This is a genomic window from Arthrobacter sp. 135MFCol5.1 (assembly GCF_000374865.1).
Taxonomy (GTDB): domain Bacteria; phylum Actinomycetota; class Actinomycetes; order Actinomycetales; family Micrococcaceae; genus Arthrobacter.
Genome location: NZ_KB895457.1, coordinates 113,472 through 131,742, shown reverse-complemented (window position 1 = coordinate 131,742; position 18,271 = coordinate 113,472). Strand labels below are relative to the sequence as shown.

Sequence of the window (18,271 nt, the reverse complement as noted above, 5' to 3'; positions counted from 1 at the left end):
ATCCGGCCGCCCCCGTGCGCGCTCAGCTGTGCACCGCCGTCGAATCATCCACCGGCATCTCGCCCGCATCCGCACCGGCAAACTGGGACATGTACAGGCGGTGGTAGGCGCCCCCGGCCGCGAGCAGCACCTGGTGGTTGCCTTGTTCGACGATTCGTCCGTTCTCCATGACCAGGATGGTGTCCGCGTCACGGATGGTGGAGAGGCGGTGCGCGATCACGAAACTGGTTCGATCGCTGCGCAGTGCCGCCATGGCCTTCTGCACCATCAGTTCCGTGCGGGTGTCCACGGAGCTGGTGGCTTCATCCAGGATCAGCAGCGAGGGGTTGGCCACGAAGGCGCGGGCGATGGTGATCAGCTGCTTCTCGCCGGCGCTGACGTTGTTTCCTTCTTCATCAATCACGGTGTCGTAGCCCTCGGGGAGCGCGCGGACGAAGCGGTCCACGAAGGTCGCCTTCGCCGCTGCCATGACCTGTTCCTCGGAGGCTTCGAGGTTGCCGTACCGGATGTTGTCGTAAATGGACCCGCCGAACAACCAGGCGTCCTGGAGCACCATGCCCACCTTGGAGCGCAGCTCCGCCCGGCTGAGGTGGGTCACGTCCACGCCGTCGAGCATGATGGAGCCGGAGTTGAGCTCGTAGAACCGCATGACCAGGTTCACCAAGGTGGTCTTGCCTGCCCCGGTGGGCCCGACGATCGCGACGGTGTTTCCAGGCTCGGCCGTAAAGGACAGGTCCTCGATGAGCGGCTTGTCAGGGGTGTAGCTGAAGGTGACGTTCTTGAAGTCCACATGGCCGTCGGTCTTGGCGGGCAGGTGCTCGGTAGCGGTTTCCGCTTCCTCTTCGTCGGCGTCCAGGAATTCAAAGACGCGCTCGGAGGACGCCACGCCCGACTGCAGCATGTTGGCCATGCCGGCCATCTGCCCCAGCGGCTGGGTGAACTCGCGGGAGTACTGGATGAACGCCGTCGCATCGCCCAGGGACATGGCGCCGGAGGCCACCCGCAGGCCGCCCACCACGGCGATGCCCACGTAGCTGAGGTAGGACACGAACTGCATGACGGGGAAGATGATCCCGGAAACGAACTGCGCTCCGAAACTTGCCTTGTAGAGTGCTTCGTTGCGTTCCTCGAACCGCTCCAGCATGTCCGCATCCCGGCCAAACACGCGGACGAGGTCGTGCCCGGAGAACGACTCCTCGATTTGGCCGTTAAGGGTTCCGGTGTTCTTCCACTGGGCCGCAAAGAGCTTCTGGCTTCGAACCCCGATCATGCCCGCGGCCACGCCGGAGAGCGGGAGGGCGATCAGGGCGATCAGGGCGAGCTGCCAGGACACGATGAACATCATGATCACGATGCCCACCACGGTCAGCACGGAGTTGACCAACTGGGCAAAGGCCTGTTGGAGTGCCTGCTGGATGTTGTCGACGTCGTTGGTCACCCGGGACAGCACGTCGCCGCGCTGCCGGGTGTCGAAGTAGTTCAGCGGAAGGCGGTTGAGCTTGCTCTCGGTGTCGTCGCGCAGCCGCCGGATGACCTTCATGACAATGCGGTTAAGCACGTACCCCTGCAGCCACATAAAGATGTTTGCAACGAAGTACATCAGCAGGACCACGGCGATCAGCGTGGTGAGCTTGTCGAAGTTGATGCCGGTCCCGGGTACCAGTTCCATCCGCGACACCATGTCCGCGAAGTTGTCTTGGCCCTGCTGGCGAAGGCCGGCGACGAACTGCTCCTTGCTCGCCCCGGCGGGCAGCTGCTTGCCGACGACCCCGGCGAAGATGACGTCCATGGCCTGGCCGAGGATCTTGGGGGCAATGACATTGAGGACCACGGAAACCACCACCAGGCCCACCACGGCGTAGATGCCAACGGCTTCGGGCCTCAGCAGGCCCATGAGGCGTTTGGCCGATGGCCAGAAGTGTTCGGCCTTCTTGGCGGGCATGGCACCGAACATGCCGCCGTCCGCTTCGGTGGGCGTGAACTCCTCCTCGACGAAGTCCTCGTCGCCGGGCTGCCCGGGCGGGACCTCTCCGGCGCCTGCCGCCGGCTGGGCGGGCAGCGGGGTTTCTTCCATGGGGCTGGAGTCCTTCTTGCGGGCGCTCATGCCATTTCCTCCACGCTCAGCTGGGATTCGACGATTTCCTGGTATGTAGGCGACGTTTCCAGCAGTTCCTCATGGGTGCCGCGGTCCACGATCCTGCCGTTGTCCAGCACCAGGATCTGGTCGGCGTCGGTAATGGTGGAGATCCGCTGGGCCACGATGATGACGGTGGCGTCCGAGGTTGTGCCTTTGAGGGCGGCCCGGAGCCGGGCGTCCGTGGCCACGTCCAGGGCCGAGAAGGAGTCGTCGAAGAGGTAGACCCGGGGCTTCGTCACCAGCGCACGGGCAATGCAGAGGCGCTGCCGCTGGCCGCCGGATACGTTGGTTCCACCTTGTGCGATCCGTGATTCCAACCCGTTCTTCTTCTCCCGGACGAAGGACTCGCCCTGGGCTACCCGGAGCGCCTCCCACAGTTCCTGGTCCGTGGCTTCGGTCTTGCCGAAGCGGAGGTTGTGCTCGATGGTCCCTGAAAACAGGTAGGGACGCTGCGGCACCAGGGCCACCCGTTTGGTGATCTCGGCACGGTCCATGCGGTCCACCGGAACGCCGTCCAGCAGTACCTGGCCCTCCACGGGGTCGTACAGCCTGGGGAGGAGGGACAGGAGTGACGTCTTGCCCGCACCCGTGGACCCGATGATGGCAATGGTCTGTCCGGGCCGGGCCGTGAAGCTGATGTTGCTGAGCACCGGAGACTCAGCTCCCGGGTAGGCGAAGGTGACGTTGCGGTACTCCACCACGCCGGCCAGCGAGGCCGGGGCCTGCGGGTCCTGGGGATCGTGGATGGAGGGTTCCACGCCGAGCACCTCGCCGATGCGGTCGGCGCAAACGGAGGCGCGCGGGATCATCATTGCCATGAAGGTGCCCATCATGACGGCCATCAGGATCTGGAGCAGGTACTGCAGGAACGCCGTCAGCGATCCCACCTGCATGGCCCCGGCGTCCACCCGCTGGCCGCCGAACCAGAGCACCGCGGCGGTGGACAGGTGCAGGATCATGCTGATGGCCGGGAACATCAGGACAAACAGTGCCCCAATCCGGAGCGAGACGTCCGTAAGTTCCCTGTTGGCACCGCCGAAACGTTCGGTTTCGAACGGTTCACGCACGAAGGCCCGGACCACCCGGATGCCAATGATCTGCTCCCGCAGCACGGCGTTGATCCGGTCGATCTTCCGCTGCATGGTGCGGAACAACGGCATGAGCCGGACCACCAGGTACCCCACCACGACTGCCAGCAGCGGAACCGATACCCAGACGAGCCACGACAGGTTGAGGTCCTCGCGCAGCGCCATGATGATGCCGCCGACGCACATGATGGGGGTGGCAACCATGAAGTTCAACCCCATCAGCAGGAGCATCTGCACCTGCTGGACATCGTTGGTGCCTCGGGTGATCAAGGTGGGGGCTCCGAACCCGTTGACGTCCTTGGCAGAGAAGCTCGTGACCTTACGGAACACCGCGCGCCGCAGGTCCCGGCCCACCGCCATGGCCGTGCGGGAGCCGAAATACACGCCGGCAATGGCCGCACCCACCTGGGCGAAGGCCACCAGGAGCATCATGGCACCGGTACGCCAAATGAAATCGGTGTCCCCGCGCGCCACCCCTTCATCGATGATCTGCGCGTTCAGGCTGGGAAGGTAGAGCGCGGCGATGGTGGATGCAAGCTGGAAAACGACGACAGCAAGGATGTACGGCGCGTACGGTTTGGAGTAGCGCCGAATGAGGGTCAGGAGCATGGTTTCACTCTAGCGATCCCCACAGACATTGACGCCGGGCATCAATGCTTTTTCTGCCCCAAAGTGGTCCATGACCAGATGGAAATGCGCAGCCCGCGCCCGGAGGGTGCTCCGGGCGCGGGCTGCGGCATTGGGTCCGCGGCACTAGGTCGGCGGGAAGGGGGCCGTGGCTGGTCCGCCGGCGGCGGGCTAGCTTCCCTGCACGGACTCCGGCCGGTCGGCGCCAGACTGCGAGGGGGCGGCGGCACTGTGCTTGCCGTGGCCTGCCAGGTACAGCGCGGCCGCAGCCTGCAGCTTGCGCTCCTTCAGGAGCTTGCGCTGGACCCTGCTGAGCTCAGCGGCCGTGGTCGCCTGCTTGGCTGCAACCTCCCGCTGCGAACGCAGCTGCTCCTGGACATCCAGGACCAGGCCGCCCAGTTCCACCTGCTGGCGGGCCAGGAGCTGTTGGGTGTCCTGCAGTTTCCGGAGCGTGTCAGCGGCGCTGGCCACGGCGTCCGCGGCCTTGTCGACGCTGTCGGCGGACCGCAGGTCCAGCCCGTCGGAGCGGAAACTCCTGGCGAAGACTTCCTCGAAGTCCTCCGTGGCAACCCTTCCGGACGCTGCCGCCGCGGCGGCAGCACCGCCGTCGTACGTCTTGGCAGGGGCAACTGCGGCACCGGCATGCGTCGAAGTCCGTGCCGCGGTTCCCAGTCCGCCGGGGACGGGCCCGTTCCCGGCGGCAGCAACCACCGGCAGCTGGCCGGTCATGGCGGTCATTCCCGCTTCACCGGCGGCATTGGCCTGCAAGGTCGCCTCCGGGGTCATGTCCACGGTCCTTCGCAGCGGCTTTTCCTTGATGAAGATGACGGCGATGAGGGCCACCACGCTGACAATGGCAGTGATCATGAAGATGCCTGCCGTGGCGTCGCCGTAGGCCGCGCGCATAATGTCCGCAATCGGCGCGGGCAAGTCCTTGAGGTCCAGCGTGGCACCGCTGCTGCCGCCGGCTTGGATGCCGATTTTTGCGAGCCCGTCGGTGGCCAAATCCTTGACGTGGTTGGCCATGACGGCGCCCAGGACGGACACGCCGATGGCGCCGCCCACCGAGCGGAAGAACGCGACGGAGGCACTGGCGGAACCGATGTCCTTGGCCTGCACGGTGTTCTGCACGGCGAGGACGAGGTTCTGCATCAGCATGCCCAGTCCGAGGCCGAAGATGCCGGTGTAGAGGCCGGTCAGCCAAAGTTCGGTGGTGTGGTCCATGGTCCCGGCCAGGGCCAGGCCGCCGATCAACATGATGGTGCCGCCGATCAGGAAGCGCTTCCACTTGCCGTAGCGGCTGATCAGCTGGCCGGACACGACGGAACCGACCAGGTTGCCGGCGATCATGGGCAGGGTCAGCAGGCCGGCCTCGGTGGGCGTGGCGCCGCGGGCCACCTGGTAGTACTGGCCCAGGAAGGTGGAGGAACCGAACATGGCCACGCCAACGGCCACGGACGCAACGATGGCCAGGGCGGTGGTGCGCTCGGAGATGATCTTGAGCGGGATGATCGGCTGGGACACCTTGGATTCCACCAGCACCAGCAGTGCCAACAGGAGGACGCCGCCGCCCACCATTACCGCGGTCTGCCAGGACCACCAGTCGTAATAGTCGGGGTTGCCGGCGAAGGAAACCCAGACCAAGAGCAGGCTGACGCCGGACGTGAGCAGGATGGCGCCGAGCCAGTCGATCTTGGCGGGGCGCTTAATGTGCGGAACCTTGAGCGTGATCTGGAGCAGGATCAGGGCAACGACGGCGAGCGGCACGCAGACAAAGAAGGTCCAGCGCCAGCCCAGCGGGCTGTCCACGATGAAGCCGCCGAGCAGCGGGCCACCGGCCGTGCCGACAGCCATGACGGCGCCCATGTAGCCGGAGTACTTGCCGCGCTCGCGCGGCGGGATGATGGAGCCGATGATGGCCTGCGCCAGGGCGGTCAGCCCGCCCATGGCGATGCCTTGGATCACGCGGGCGGTGAGCAGGAACGGAATGTTTTCGGAGAAACCTGCCATGACCGAGCCGGCAACGAAGATCACGATGCTCAGCTGGACCAGGACCTTTTTGTCGAAGAGGTCGGCGAGCTTGCCCCAGATGGGGGTGGTGGCAGCGTTGGCCAGCAGGGCGGCCGTGATGACCCAAGCGAAGTCGGTCTGGGTGCCCTTGAGCTCGGACATGATGGTGGGCAGCGCGTTCGCCACGATGGTGCTGCTGAGGATGGCGGTGAAGAAGGCGGCAAGGAGGCCGGTCAGGGCTTCCATGATCTGCCGGTGGTTCATGGGTGCGCCGGGTTCGTGGCGCTTGGATTGCCGCGATTCCTGTTTAGCGGAGCGCTGGCGCTGGCGCTCCTGCTCCTGGTCCGCGGCGGCGGTGACGTTGGCCATTAGTTGACTCCTGCGTGTTCGTTGGTGGTTCCGGCCGCCCTTGCCCGGATGGAATTCTTCAGGGATGCGGTGAGCTTGTTCAGCATCGCGGCGGTTGCAACGGCGTCGTCCTCGTTCCAGTCGGCGAGGTAGCCCTGCAGGGTTTCTGCCCGGTGGCGCACCAGCTCTGCGAGCTTTTCCTTTCCCTTGGGTGAGAGGGCCAGCAGCTGGGCCCTCCCGTCGTCGGGGTCCGGAGTGCGAAGCACCAGGCCGGCGTCCGCCAGTTCCGCGACGTGCCGGCTGAGGACAGGAGCGCTGACCCCCAGCCGTTCGGCGAGGTGCGCGGCACGGGTTTCCCCTTCGCCAATGAACTTGAGCACGCCTTGGAGTGCGATGCCCGTATCTTGACCTTTGACGTTGACCATGGTGACGCAGCGCAGCGCGCGCTGGAGGTCATAGATATGGCTGACGAGGTCGGCTGCGGTGGCCGGTGCGACAGACATGATCCTCCCTAAAGAATTAGTTGCTGCAAGCAACTGTACCAGCAAAAGGTTGCTTAGGGAAACGAAGTTATTGTCGTGGATGTCGCTTAAATGCCGACGCTCCCCCACGCAGCCGTTGCCGGCGCGTAAGGGAGCGTATGCGCGGAAGCCTTGGGTTCAGCGGTCCAGATGGGTGGGCGCGAACATCTTCAGGAGCGTTTCAACCACGACGACGTTGGGGCCGTCTGCGGCGAACGCTGCCTTGAGTGCGTTCCCCACATCCTCCGGGGCCACCCGGGTTGCCGGCACGCCGAAGGACTCCGCCAGCTTCACGAAGTCGGGGCGGGCCAGTTCGGTGGCCGTGGCCTTGCCGAAGGCACCCACCATGTACTCGCGCAGGATGCCATAGCCGCCGTCGTCCACGATCAGCCAGGTGACCGGCACGTTGTGCTGCTTGGCAGTGGCCAGCTCGGCAATGGAATACATCGCCGAACCGTCCCCGGACACTGCCAGCACCCGGGCGGCGTTGGCGCCCTTGCCGGTGGTTTCCAGTCCCACCGCACCGCCGATCGCCGCCGGGAAGCCGAAACCGAGCCCGCCGGCGCCCTGGGCCGAGTGGAACTGGCCCTGGCGGGCGTCCCAACAGGACCAGCCCCAATAGGCGCTGATGGTCATGTCCCAGAACGTCTGCATGTCCGCCGGCACTGCCTCACGGATGTCCGCCATGAACTTCAGTTCCTTGCCGAGGTCCTGGGACTCGAGCCGGGCCTTGACCTTGGCGAGCGTGTCCCTGACCAAGTCCTCGGGCGAGGTGCCGTGCCAGTCCGCCTGTTCCCCGTGCGGCTCCGTCAGGGCGCCGTCGAGCGCCGCCAGCGCCTGGCCGGCGTCGGCACGGATGCCCAGGCCCGGCCGGTTCGACTCCAGGACCCGGGGTTCGGCGTCGATCTGGATGATCCGGCCGCGCGGCTCGAACGTGAAGTAGTTGGACGTGACCTCGCCGAGTGAGGAGCCGATGACCACCAGCACGTCGGCGTCCTCGAGCAGCTCCGTCATGAGCTGGTCCTCGATCCAGGACTGGAGTGAGAGTTCATGGTTCCAGGGGAACGCGCCGTTGCCGCCGGGCGTGCAGATCACCGGGGCGCGGAGCTTCTCGGCTAGGGACAGCAGGGACTTTTCCGCGCGGCCGCGCCGGGTGCCGCCGCCGGCAATGATCGCCGGGCGCTTCGCCTCCGAAAGCCAGGACACGGCCTCGCGGACCAGTTCAACGCGCGGCGGGTTGTCCGCGGCCTCGGCGAGCGCATCCTCCACCGGCGGCACCATGATGGGATCCAGCAGGACGTTCTGCGGGATTTCGAGCCACACCGGGCCCTGCGGCGAGGAGATCGCCTCGGTCCAGGCGTCCTGGATGGCCGAGGGGATGCCGGACGCGTGCTGGATCAGCCGCTGGCTCTTGGTGACGTTGGCGGCCGAGGCCTTCTGGTCATCGAGCTGGTGCAGCATGCCCTTCCGGCGGGCACCGAGGCCTTCGAGCGGAATTTGGCTTGCCACCACCACCATCGGCACGCCGGTGGCATAGGCCTCCTGCAGCCCGGCCAGGGACGTCAGCGCGCCGGGGCCGGTGGAGAGGAAGAGAACGCCGACCTCTCCCGTGGCTCGGGAGTAGCCGTCGGCGGCGAAGGCAGAGTTGTTCTCCACCCGCGAGGAGACGAACTGCAGGTTGCCGCGGCCCATCGCATCAAAGAGTCCCAAGGCGTGCTGGCCCGGAATGCCGAACACCGTCTTGGCGCCCAGGGCTTCAAGCGTTTCGACGACGAGATCCCCGCCATTGCGCGCGCCTCCCCCGGGGGCGCCGGCAGGAGTGGGGTGTACAGGTTCGGTCATGGATCTACTCCTTGGCGGCCGCAGCGAAACCGGCGGGCCGGTGGGCCTCCCGGCCCAGCGCCTGGGCCTCGTAGCCGTTTGCCGCACCGAAGCGGTCCCCGGGAACGGCGTTGTCCGCCATCAGGGTCACCAGCTCGTACGCGACGTGGCTGGCCGCGACGCCGGTGATCTCGGCGTGGTCGTAGGCCGGGGATACTTCGACGACGTCGGCGCCCACCAGGTTCATGCCGCGGAAGCCGCGGATGATCTCCAGGAGTTCGCGGCTGGTGATGCCGCCGGCTTCCGGCGTGCCGGTTCCAGGCGCGTGCGCGGGGTCCAGGACGTCAATGTCCACGGAGATGTAGAGCGGGCGGCTGCCGATCCGGTCGCGGACCTTGGCCACCGTCTCCAGGACGCCCTGGTAGTAGACGTCGGCGGAGGTGACGATGCCGAACCCGAAGCGGTGGTCGTCGTCGAGGTCCTTCTTGCCGTAAAGCGGGCCGCGGGTGCCGATGTGGCTGATCGCCTCGGTATCCAGGATGCCCTCCTCAACGGCGCGGCGGAACGGGGTGCCGTGGGTGTATTCCGCGCCGAAGTAGGTGTCCCAGGTATCCAGGTGGGCGTCGAAGTGCAGCATGGCGATGGGGCCGCCGGCACGCTCGGCAGCCGCCCGAAGCAATGGCAGCGCGATGGTGTGGTCCCCGCCCAGGGTCAGCAGCCTGCTGCCGGCCGCGGTCAGGTCCAATGCGTTCTGCTGGATGGTTTCGATGGCCTCGTTGATGTTGAACGGGTTGACCGCCATATCCCCGGCGTCGGCCACCTGGATGTTCTCGAACGGGCTGACGTCCCAGGCCGGGTTGTAGGGGCGCAGCAGCCTGCTGGCCTCGCGGACGTGGTTGGCACCGAAGCGGGCGCCGGGCCGGTAGGACACTCCGGAATCGAAGGGGACACCCACCACCGTGACGTCAGCCTTGGCCACCTGGTCCAGGCGGGGCAGCCGGGCATAGGTGGCGGCACCTGCGTAGCGCGGAATCCGGGATGAATCGATGGGGCCAAGGTTGCCGTTGGCTTCGATGCGCAGTTCTTCCAATGGAGGCCTCTCCTTCGAGGAGTTGAGGGGATTGTGTGACTGCCATCATACACTCCTGTTTCCCTTGGAGCATCAGGTGTTTACCAAACCGGTCCCGGGACCCTGAGGAGAAGTCAGCGGCTGGCGGCGGGCACCAGGACCCAGAGCACCTCGACCGGCTTATCCGAGGGATTGATCCACGTGTGCGGCTCCCGCCCCGGGAACGTCACCGTATCGCCGGTACTGAGGTCGTATTCCTCGTTGGTGAGGATCAGCTTGATGGACCCCTTGATCACATGCAGCACGTCCACATCGCAGTCCACGGCGTAGAGTTCGGACTCGCCGCGGCCGTGCGGCTCAATGACGGCCTGGATGATCTGGACCCGGCGTTCCGAACGGGCGGTCAGCAGCCGCTCTACGATGCCCTGGCCGCCGAGCGAGATGCGCGGGCCGTCATTGCGCTTGGTGAGGTGGGTTTCCGGCGCAGCGAAGAGGTCGCCAATCGAAATCGAAAGCACCTGGCAAAGTGTCACCAGTGAAGCCACGGACGGTGAGGTCAGGTCGCGCTCCACCCGGCTGAGGAACCCCTTGGTCAGCCCGGTGGCGTCCGCAACTTGCTCGATGGTGAGCCGCTGGGACTGCCGGGCGGCCCGGATCCTGGAACCGATGGCGACCGGGACGTTGCTGGGCTCAACTGGCAGTGCCTTCATCTACGAACCTTTCATGGCCGGCAGCCCGGCTCCACTCTCGAGCCATCCTAATCCGCGGCGCTTTTGTGACGCGCGCATGCCACACCCGGGCCGCGCGGCGCGATTGTTCTTGACTGTTGCGGCCGTCACATCCTAGGCTTTGAAAACTCCTGTTGCCTATAAGGCAATACTGGAATCCCCAATACTGGAATCCCCTCCGTTCGTCCGCGGCGGTTCCGCGGGCCCTCGCCCCCGGTCCCATACCCGGCGCCCAACAGCTCCAAGGAGCCCTTCACATGGATGCAAGTGCCATCAACATCGCCATCGTGGTGGTGTATCTGCTCGCAATGCTGGCCTTCGGCTGGTGGGGCAAGTCCCGCACCAAGAACAACAGTGACTTCCTGGTTGCCGGCCGCCGGCTGGGCCCCTTCCTGTACACCGGCACCATGGCCGCGGTGGTCCTGGGCGGCGCGTCAACCGTGGGCGGCGTGGGACTTGGCTACAAGTTCGGCATCTCCGGGATGTGGCTCGTGGTGGCCATTGGCGCCGGGGTCCTGCTGCTGAGCCTGCTCTTCGCCGGCACCATCCAAAAGCTGAAAATCTACACCGTGTCCCAGATGCTCACCCTCCGGTACGGTAGCCGGGCAACGGAGGCCTCGGGCATCGTCATGCTCGCCTACACCCTGATGCTCTGCGCCACCTCCACCGGTGCGTACGCCACCATCTTCGTGGTCCTGTTCGGGCTTGACCGGGCCCTCGCCATCGCGATCGGCGGAGCCATTGTGCTGGTGTACTCCACCATTGGCGGCATGTGGTCCATCACCCTGGCGGACCAGGTCCAGTTCGTGATCAAGACCGTGGGCATCTTCTTCCTGATGCTCCCCTTCACCCTTAACGCCGCCGGCGGCCTTGACGGCATCCGCAGCCGCGTTGATGCCAGCTTCTTCCAGATTGACGGGATCGGCGTCCAGACGATCATCACCTACTTCGTCGTCTACACGCTGGGCCTGCTGATCGGCCAGGACATCTGGCAGCGGGTCTTCACCGCCAAGACGCCCAAGGTGGCCCGCTGGGGCGGAGCCACGGCCGGCGTCTACTGCATCCTGTACGGTGTGGCCGGTGCGCTGATCGGCATGGCCGCCAACGTGGCGTTGTCCAACGTCAAGATCGCGGCCAAGGACGACGTCTACGCCGAAGTGGCGCAAAACCTCCTGCCCGTCGGCATCGGCGGCCTGGTCCTGGCCGCCGCCGTAGCTGCCATGATGTCCACCGCGTCCGGCGCACTGATCGCCGCCGCCACCGTGGCAAGGGCGGATGTCCTGCCGTTCGTCGCCGGCTGGTTCGGCAAGGAGGTTTCCACCGGCGATTCCGAGAACCCGGAGCACGACGTCAAGGCCAACCGGGTGTGGGTCCTCGCGCTGGGCATTGTGGCCATTGTCATCGCCATCATCACCAAGGACGTAGTTGCGGCCCTGACCATTGCCTACGACATCCTGGTGGGCGGCCTCCTGGTGGCCATCCTGGGCGGCCTCGTCTGGAAGCGCGGCACCGGACTGGCAGCAGCGGCATCCATGGCAGTCGGCTCCGTGGTGACCTTGGGCACCATGATCATCCTGGAGGTCAATGCCAAGGCGCCACTGGACGGCATCTACGCGAACGAGCCCATCTACTACGGCCTGATCGCCTCGGCCATTGTCTACGTCGCCGCCTCGCTGCTCACCCGCCCCACCGACCCCCTGGTCATGCAGGCCTGGCAGCGCCGCGTGGCCGGGCAGGAGCCGGAGGAAGCTTCCGAGGAAATCCTCGCCGGCCACTGACCGGACACAGGCTTCAACGCACGACGACGGCGCCTCCTTTCGCTTCCAGGCGGAAGGAGGCGCCATCGTCGTTGGTCCTACTCCCCTTCGCCGCGGAGCTCGTCATCATCCAGCGGGACCTCGCGGTCCTCGGCGTCGATGACGACCGGAGGGGCCTTGACCACGGGCTCTTCCTGGTCCAGGAATTCATCCTCCGCGTCCCAGCCGGCATCGTCCACCGGGGCATCCTCGGCGTAATCGTAGGCGGGGTCCGCTTCTACGGCGTCCAGGTGCGGCATGTCGGGGTGCTGTCCGGTGGTGCCCATGATCCAACCTCCGTGTTTCGCCTGGCGTGCTCTTTCGGGACGGGCGAAGGCCGCGCCACCCCTTCATCACAGCACCGGCGGGGCTGGGGGTCAAGGGCCGCGGCGGCACCATCAAAGGCCGCGGAATCCAGGAAATACGGGGTGTTTTTTACGGTAAACCGAAACTCCCCAGCGAGGTTTGCCAGCCAAAAAACCGCGGAAAATCGCAGTACGCTGGCAGGGCAAAGGCGCCGCAACCATGCCCTTTCCAAACCCAGGAGTACCAGTGTCGCAGCACGCCCAGTCCGAATCCCATGCCGTCCCGGAGGGCGCCACGACCCCCCGGAGCCAGCCCTCGCCGTCGAACATCAAACGGTGGCGCCAGTACCTCGCCGACGAGCGCGCCGAAGCCGCCGTCTACCGCGACCTGGCGCAGAACCGCGAAGGGGAAGAGCGGTCCATCCTGCTGGCCCTGGCTGAAGCCGAAGGCCGGCACGAGGCGCACTGGCTGGCCCTGCTGGGCGAGCACGCGGGCAAGCCGAAACGGGCATCCGCCCGAAGCCGGTTCCTGGGGTTCCTGGCCCGGCACTTCGGCTCCGTCTTCGTGCTGGCCCTGGCCCAGCGGGCGGAGGGCCGCTCCCCCTACGCCAAGGACCCCAATGCCACCGAGGCCATGGCGGCCGACGAACAGATCCACGAGGAGGTGGTCCGGGGACTGGCAACCCGCGGCCGCAACCGGTTGGCCGGCACGTTCCGCGCCGCCGTCTTCGGTGCCAACGACGGCCTGGTCAGCAACCTCTCCCTGGTGATGGGCATGGCGGCGTCCGGAGTGGCCAGCAGCGTGGTGCTGCTCAGCGGCATCGCCGGGCTCCTGGCCGGCGCCATGTCCATGGGGGCCGGCGAGTTCATTTCCGTTCGTTCCCAGCGGGAACTGCTGGCAGCCACGCGCCCCACCCAGGTCACCCTGGCGGCTGCGCCCAAGCTTGACCTCGAACACAACGAACTCCTGCTGGTGTACCTGGCCCGTGGGATGTCCCGGGAGGCAGCCGAACACCGGGTGGCCGAGCGCACGGGCCTGCTGTCCTGCGACTGCGACCCGAGCCTGTCGCTACAGCCGGAGCTGCCGGAGGAAGAGGATCAGCATGAGGCAGTAGGCACCGCATGGGGTGCCGCGCTCTCCAGCTTCTGCTTCTTCGCATCCGGCGCCATCATTCCCATCCTGCCGTTCCTGTTCGGCCTCACCGGCGTTGCCGCCCTCGTGGTGGCGGGGTCCCTGGTGGGCATCTCCCTCCTGGCCACCGGCGCCGCTGTTGGCCTGCTGTCCGGCACGTCCCCGCTGACCCGCGGCCTGCGCCAGCTGGCCATCGGCCTGGGCGCCGCCGTCATCACCTACCTGCTGGGCCTGCTGTTCGGCACGGCGGTGGGCTAGCCGCCATCTGCCCACACTCCGTGGAGGTCTTCGGGCGCCGTTCAGCGGCGCCGGAGGACCTCCACTGCTTCGTCCACTGTGTCCACCAGGAAGATGTAGTCGGCCATGGTGCGCCCGGCGGCCAGGCTGGCCAGCATGGGCCATGCCGGGTATTCCTGTTCCCAGTGCCGGCGCCCCACCAGCACCATGGGAGCCACCTTTTCCGTGGCACCGTAGTAGTTTTCGCAGGCGTCCTGGAAGATCTCCTGGACCGTGCCCGCGGCTCCGGGGAGGAACACGATGCCGCCGTGGCACAGTTGCAGGAGGATGGCTTCGCGGATGGCGTTGGCGAAGTATTTTGCGATGTGCGTGGCGAAGTAGTTGGGCGGCTCATGCCCGTAGAACCAAGTGGGGATCCCCAGGGACGGAGTCCCGCCCGGGTGGCGGTCGACGACGGCGGCGGCCGCGCGTGCCCAGGCCGAGACCGAGGGCCGGAACCCGGGGACGGCGGCTAGCGCCGTGAGCTCCCGCTGCAGGTCGTCGTCGGACGCCCCGCTCAGGTACGCACCCAGGTTCGCCGCCTCCATGGCGCCGGGTCCGCCGCCGGTGGCCACCACATGTCCGTCGCGGGCAAGCAGCCTGCCCAGCCGCGCCGCCTGGGCGAACCCCGAACTGCCGCGGGGGGCCGCATGGCCGCCCATCACGCCGACGATGGACCGGCGGTTCCAGGGCGCGGAGCGGGTGAGTTCGTCGAGCGCATCGCCGATGGCGTGGTCGTGCAAGGCAGAGGCCAGGGTCGCGTCCACGCGATGGCGCTGGCCGGACTGGATGCTCCAGTGGTAGATGCGGGCATCGGGAAGTTCCTCGTAGGGAGAGGAAGCCAGCCCGTCGTAGAGCTCGGCCGGGGAATACAGGGTGGCGCGGTAGGGGTCGAACGGGACGCCTTCGAGCCGGGGAAAGATCAGCGCGCCACGGCTGCGGAGGTTGGCCTCCATGCCGTCGTCGAAGAGGCAGCCAAGGAACATGGCCCCCTCAACATCCACCCTCTTTAGGTCCGCGGCCCGCCCCCGGAGGTCCAGCGACTGGGCGTGCCAGCCATGCAGGTTGACGGCGCCGCCGGCAACCAACCGGTCGAAGCTGGCCAGGTCCTGGACTTCGAGGTTGCGGGGACGGGGGCCAAGGCTGCCGGCGAAGTTCACGGTTGCTGCCCTCCGGTCCTGGTCATGGAGCCAGCCTAGGGCACCGCAGGTGCACGGCGGGGCTCTGCCGCATGGCGCGATGGGCGCCGGGCCTGTCCCGTCCGGCCACCAGCCGCGACTTCCCTTGACGCCCGGAACCCGCCTGCTACGATCGAGCAGGATAGTATGTCCTATCAAGAGAACATATAGGCGCTCGGTACGTCGGCACGCCGCCCGGACCGACTGCCGCGCAGACACCAAAGGCGAGGGACCGCACCGTGGCGAACAACCTGGGACTAAACATCGACCGTTCCTCCCCCGTACCCCTGTACCACCAAGTGGTCCAAGGGATCGAAGCCGCAATCTACAGCGGGGTGCTCGAACCCGGCAGCCGGCTGGACAACGAAATCGACCTGGCCGCCCAGCTCAACCTCTCCCGGCCAACCATGCGCAAGGCGATGGACGAACTGGTGCGTTCAGGCCTCCTGGTGCGCAAGCGCGGTGTGGGAACCCAGGTGGTGTCCAGTCAGGTGCGCCGCCCGCTGGAGCTCTCGAGCCTCTACGACGACCTCACCAACAACGGCAAAAAGCCCACTACCGAGGTCCTGAGTTTTTCCCATGTGGAGGCGGACGACGCCACCCTCACCACGCTCCAGCTTCCGGCCGGCTCCAAGGTCTACCATTTCACCCGGCTTCGGAAGGTGGCCGGCAAGCCGCTGGCCCTGATGGAGAACTGGGTGCGCGACGATATCGCCGACATGGACGAGGCCATGCTGGGGGCCGAGGGCCTGTACTCGATCCTGCGCCGTGGCGGCGTGAACTTCCGGCTGGCCAACCAGCGCATCGGCGCCGTGAATGCCAACGACTACCAGGCATCCATGCTGGACACAGCCGCCGGTTCCGCCCTGGTCACCATGGAACGCACGGCCGTGGATGACACCGGCCGCCGCGTCGAGACCGGGCACCACGTCTACCGGGCCGATTCATACAGCTTTGAAATGACCCTCGTACAGCGCTAGCGCAAAGGAACACCGCCATGACCAACTGGGTCTATCCCCTGGGCACAGCCGCGGACGGAAAATGGGACGTTTCGATCGGCACGTCCGACTCCTCCCTCTCCGTGGAGGGCTGGGCACACACGGGACTCAAGGTGGCCACCTTGCCGGCGGGCGCCGCCGTCGACCTTCCCGCCGCAGGCGAGGAACGGATCGTGGTGCCCCTCAGCGGATCGTTCACCGTGACAGTGGACGGCACGGAATACCCGCTGGCCGGCCGCCCGGCCGTTTTCGCCGGCCCCACCGACGTACTCTATTCCGGCACCGGACGCACCGTCCGCATCACGTCAGCCGACGGCGGGCGGGTGGCCGTTGCCACCGCCCCGGCCCGGGCCTCGTACCCCACCCGGGTGGTGCCCGCCGCCGACATCCCGGTGGAACTGCGTGGTGCGGGCAACTGCTCCCGCCAGGTCCACAACTTCGGCACACCGGCAGCACTCGAGGCGGACCGCTTCATCGTTTGCGAAGTCCTCACCCCGGCCGGCAACTGGTCCTCCTACCCTCCGCACAAACATGACGAGGAGACGGACGGCGAGACCTCCCTGGAGGAGATCTACTACTTCGAAACCCAGGTAGCGGCCGGCGGCGCGGCACCTGCCGATGCGGATGCCATTGGATACCAGCGCGTCTACGCTTCGGACGAGCGGCCCATCGATGTCTCGGCAGAAGTCCGCACGGGCGACGTTGTGCTGGTGCCCTACGGCTGGCACGGCCCCGCCATGGCTGCCCCGGGATACGACCTCTACTACCTGAACGTCATGGCGGGCCCGGGGCCGGTGCGCGAATGGCTGATCAGCGACGACCCGCACCATGGCTGGGTACGGCAGGCCTGGGAGGGCCAGGACATCGATCCCCGGCTGCCCTTCGGGGCCTAACCAAAGACCGGGCGCTTCTTTTCCCGGCCCGGCGGCCTAGCGGACCGCCAACGGTTCCGCCGCCTGCACCTCGCCGGCCGGCCGCTGTTCGCCGCGCTTGGCGGCCGCCGCTGCGAACGCCATGACCACCACTCCCGCAAGGGTGATGACAGCCCCGGCCCAGATGGGCGACGTATAGCCGAATCCCGCAGTAATGGTGACCCCACCCAGCCAGGCGCCCAGGGCATTGCCCACGTTGAACGCACCGATATTCGCCCCGGAGGCAAGCGTGGGAGCGCCGGGGGCATACTTCATGACCCGCATCTGCAACCCGGGAACTGTGGCGAAGCCGAAGCCGCCCATCAGGACCAGTGAGATGACGGTGAGCACCGGATTGGCGGCGGTGACGGCAAAGGCCACCAGGACCACGGAGAGGATGGCGAGCACCGCCAACAGCGTCCGGTCGACGTTGCGGTCTGCCGCTTTTCCGCCCAGCGTGTTGCCGGCGAAGAGTCCCACGCCGAAGACAATCAGCAGCCATGGCACGGTGGAGGCGGCGAAGCCGGACACCTCGGTCAGCGTGTAGGCGATGTAGGTGAACGCGCCGAACATTCCGCCGAAGCCGAGGATGGTCACCACGATGGACAGCCAAACCTGCCCGGAGCGGAAGGCCCGCAGCTCGGAGCGGAGGCTGCCCGCCTTGTCGGCTTCACCGGCCTGCCGGGGCACCAGGGCAAGGATTCCGGCGAGGGCGGCCACCCCGATAACCGTGATGGCCCAGAACGTAGCCCGCCATCCGGCGGCCTGGCCCAACAGCGTGCCGAACGGAACGCCCAGGACATTGGCGGCGGTGAGTCCGGTGAACATCAGCGCAATGGCACCGGCCTTCTTGCTGGGCGGAACCATGCCCGCGGCCACCACGGCGCCAATTCCGAAAAAGGCACCGTGCGACAGGGCGGCGATGATCCGGCCCAGCATCATGGGCCAATATCCGCCAGCGGTGGCGGAGAGCAGGTTTCCTGCGATGAACAGGACCAGCAGGGCAGCCAGCACCGGCTTGCGTTCAAACCTCGTCACGGCTGCGGTGAGGCCCAGCGCGCCCACCACGACGGCGAGCGCGTAGCCGGAGATGAACCATCCGGCGGAGGCCTCGCTGACGCCGAAATCCGCGGCCACCTGCGGAAGCAGTCCGGCGATGACAAATTCGGTGAGTCCAATTCCGAAGCCGCCGAGGGCGAGGGCTATCAGGCCAACAGGCATGGAAATGCTCCTTTGAGTTGCAGGGGTTGGTTGTCCCGTGGAAGGGAAGGCGCCTAAGATAGTTGCAGGCGCGGTATTTATTGTTGCACATGCAAATATACCGCG

General features: G+C 66.7%; 14 protein-coding genes. 4 read left to right on the top strand and 10 right to left on the bottom strand.

Features of this window, described 5'->3' with window-relative positions:
- Positions 1–22 precede the first annotated feature (22 nt).
- The 7 genes from C563_RS0111545 to C563_RS0111515 form a co-directional block, all read right to left on the bottom strand.
- Entirely contained in the window at positions 23–2,104 is a 2,082-nt protein-coding gene (locus C563_RS0111545) for an ABC transporter ATP-binding protein (RefSeq protein ID WP_018762212.1), read from the bottom strand.
- On the bottom strand, positions 2,101–3,834 hold the full coding sequence (locus C563_RS0111540; RefSeq protein ID WP_018762211.1) for an ABC transporter ATP-binding protein: 1,734 nt from the start codon (positions 3,832–3,834) through the stop codon (positions 2,101–2,103). The genes C563_RS0111545 and C563_RS0111540 overlap by 4 nt, the downstream gene beginning before the upstream one ends.
- A gap of 189 nt (positions 3,835–4,023) precedes the next feature.
- Positions 4,024–6,231, bottom strand: coding sequence for an MDR family MFS transporter (locus C563_RS21135; protein ID WP_018762210.1), 2,208 nt, complete (start codon positions 6,229–6,231; stop codon positions 4,024–4,026).
- Entirely contained in the window at positions 6,231–6,713 is a 483-nt protein-coding gene (locus tag C563_RS0111530) for a MarR family winged helix-turn-helix transcriptional regulator (protein ID WP_018762209.1), read from the bottom strand. Before C563_RS0111530 ends, C563_RS21135 begins: the two co-directional genes overlap by 1 nt.
- 156 nt (positions 6,714–6,869) lie before the next feature.
- Positions 6,870–8,573 (bottom strand): thiamine pyrophosphate-binding protein, encoded by a 1,704-nt coding sequence (locus C563_RS0111525; protein WP_018762208.1) that lies wholly within the window; start codon positions 8,571–8,573, stop codon positions 6,870–6,872.
- A gap of 4 nt (positions 8,574–8,577) precedes the next feature.
- Positions 8,578–9,642, bottom strand: a complete 1,065-nt coding sequence (speB, locus tag C563_RS0111520) for an agmatinase (RefSeq protein WP_018762207.1) — start codon at positions 9,640–9,642, stop codon at positions 8,578–8,580.
- A 113-nt stretch (positions 9,643–9,755) separates the two neighbouring features.
- Entirely contained in the window at positions 9,756–10,331 is a 576-nt protein-coding gene (locus tag C563_RS0111515) for a helix-turn-helix domain-containing protein (RefSeq protein WP_018762206.1), read from the bottom strand.
- 275 nt (positions 10,332–10,606) lie between these two features.
- Between C563_RS0111515 and C563_RS0111510 the strand changes: the two genes are divergently transcribed.
- Positions 10,607–12,127 (top strand): sodium:solute symporter, encoded by a 1,521-nt coding sequence (locus C563_RS0111510; protein WP_018762205.1) that lies wholly within the window; start codon positions 10,607–10,609, stop codon positions 12,125–12,127.
- Positions 12,128–12,204: 77 nt separating this feature from the next.
- On the opposite strand, the gene C563_RS0111505 is transcribed toward C563_RS0111510, so the two are convergent.
- Positions 12,205–12,432: a hypothetical protein gene (locus tag C563_RS0111505; RefSeq protein ID WP_018762204.1), complete on the bottom strand. Its 228-nt coding sequence runs from the start codon at positions 12,430–12,432 to the stop codon at positions 12,205–12,207.
- 265 nt (positions 12,433–12,697) lie between these two features.
- Between C563_RS0111505 and C563_RS0111500 the strand changes: the two genes are divergently transcribed.
- Entirely contained in the window at positions 12,698–13,840 is a 1,143-nt protein-coding gene (locus C563_RS0111500) for a VIT1/CCC1 transporter family protein (protein ID WP_018762203.1), read from the top strand.
- A 41-nt stretch (positions 13,841–13,881) separates the two neighbouring features.
- On the opposite strand, the gene C563_RS0111495 is transcribed toward C563_RS0111500, so the two are convergent.
- Positions 13,882–15,018 (bottom strand): LOG family protein, encoded by a 1,137-nt coding sequence (locus C563_RS0111495; RefSeq protein WP_018762202.1) that lies wholly within the window; start codon positions 15,016–15,018, stop codon positions 13,882–13,884.
- 257 nt (positions 15,019–15,275) lie between these two features.
- Here C563_RS0111495 and C563_RS0111490 point away from each other — a divergent pair, with 257 nt between their 5' ends.
- Both C563_RS0111490 and iolB read left to right on the top strand, forming a co-directional pair.
- Entirely contained in the window at positions 15,276–16,016 is a 741-nt protein-coding gene (locus tag C563_RS0111490; protein ID WP_018762201.1) for a GntR family transcriptional regulator, read from the top strand.
- Between the two features lie 17 nt (positions 16,017–16,033).
- Positions 16,034–16,927 (top strand): 5-deoxy-glucuronate isomerase, encoded by an 894-nt coding sequence (gene iolB / locus C563_RS0111485; RefSeq protein ID WP_018762200.1) that lies wholly within the window; start codon positions 16,034–16,036, stop codon positions 16,925–16,927.
- Between the two features lie 36 nt (positions 16,928–16,963).
- Here the strand turns inward: iolB and C563_RS0111480 are convergent, their stop codons facing one another.
- On the bottom strand, positions 16,964–18,166 hold the full coding sequence (locus C563_RS0111480; protein ID WP_018762199.1) for an MFS transporter: 1,203 nt from the start codon (positions 18,164–18,166) through the stop codon (positions 16,964–16,966).
- Positions 18,167–18,271 lie beyond the last annotated feature (105 nt).

What these genes read in the sequence shown, in the direction of transcription:
- C563_RS0111510 (WP_018762205.1), top strand. Translation starts at nt 10,607, where the DNA reads ATGGATGCAAGTGCCATCAACATCGCCATCGTGGTGGTGTATCTGCTC.
- C563_RS0111530 (WP_018762209.1), bottom strand. Translation starts at nt 6,713, where the DNA reads ATGTCTGTCGCACCGGCCACCGCAGCCGACCTCGTCAGCCATATCTAT.
- iolB (WP_018762200.1), top strand. Translation starts at nt 16,034, where the DNA reads ATGACCAACTGGGTCTATCCCCTGGGCACAGCCGCGGACGGAAAATGG.
- C563_RS0111540 (WP_018762211.1), bottom strand. Translation starts at nt 3,834, where the DNA reads ATGCTCCTGACCCTCATTCGGCGCTACTCCAAACCGTACGCGCCGTAC.
- C563_RS0111545 (WP_018762212.1), bottom strand. Translation starts at nt 2,104, where the DNA reads ATGAGCGCCCGCAAGAAGGACTCCAGCCCCATGGAAGAAACCCCGCTG.
- C563_RS0111515 (WP_018762206.1), bottom strand. Translation starts at nt 10,331, where the DNA reads ATGAAGGCACTGCCAGTTGAGCCCAGCAACGTCCCGGTCGCCATCGGT.
- C563_RS21135 (WP_018762210.1), bottom strand. Translation starts at nt 6,231, where the DNA reads ATGGCCAACGTCACCGCCGCCGCGGACCAGGAGCAGGAGCGCCAGCGC.
- C563_RS0111505 (WP_018762204.1), bottom strand. Translation starts at nt 12,432, where the DNA reads ATGGGCACCACCGGACAGCACCCCGACATGCCGCACCTGGACGCCGTA.
- C563_RS0111525 (WP_018762208.1), bottom strand. Translation starts at nt 8,573, where the DNA reads ATGACCGAACCTGTACACCCCACTCCTGCCGGCGCCCCCGGGGGAGGC.
- C563_RS0111480 (WP_018762199.1), bottom strand. Translation starts at nt 18,166, where the DNA reads ATGCCTGTTGGCCTGATAGCCCTCGCCCTCGGCGGCTTCGGAATTGGA.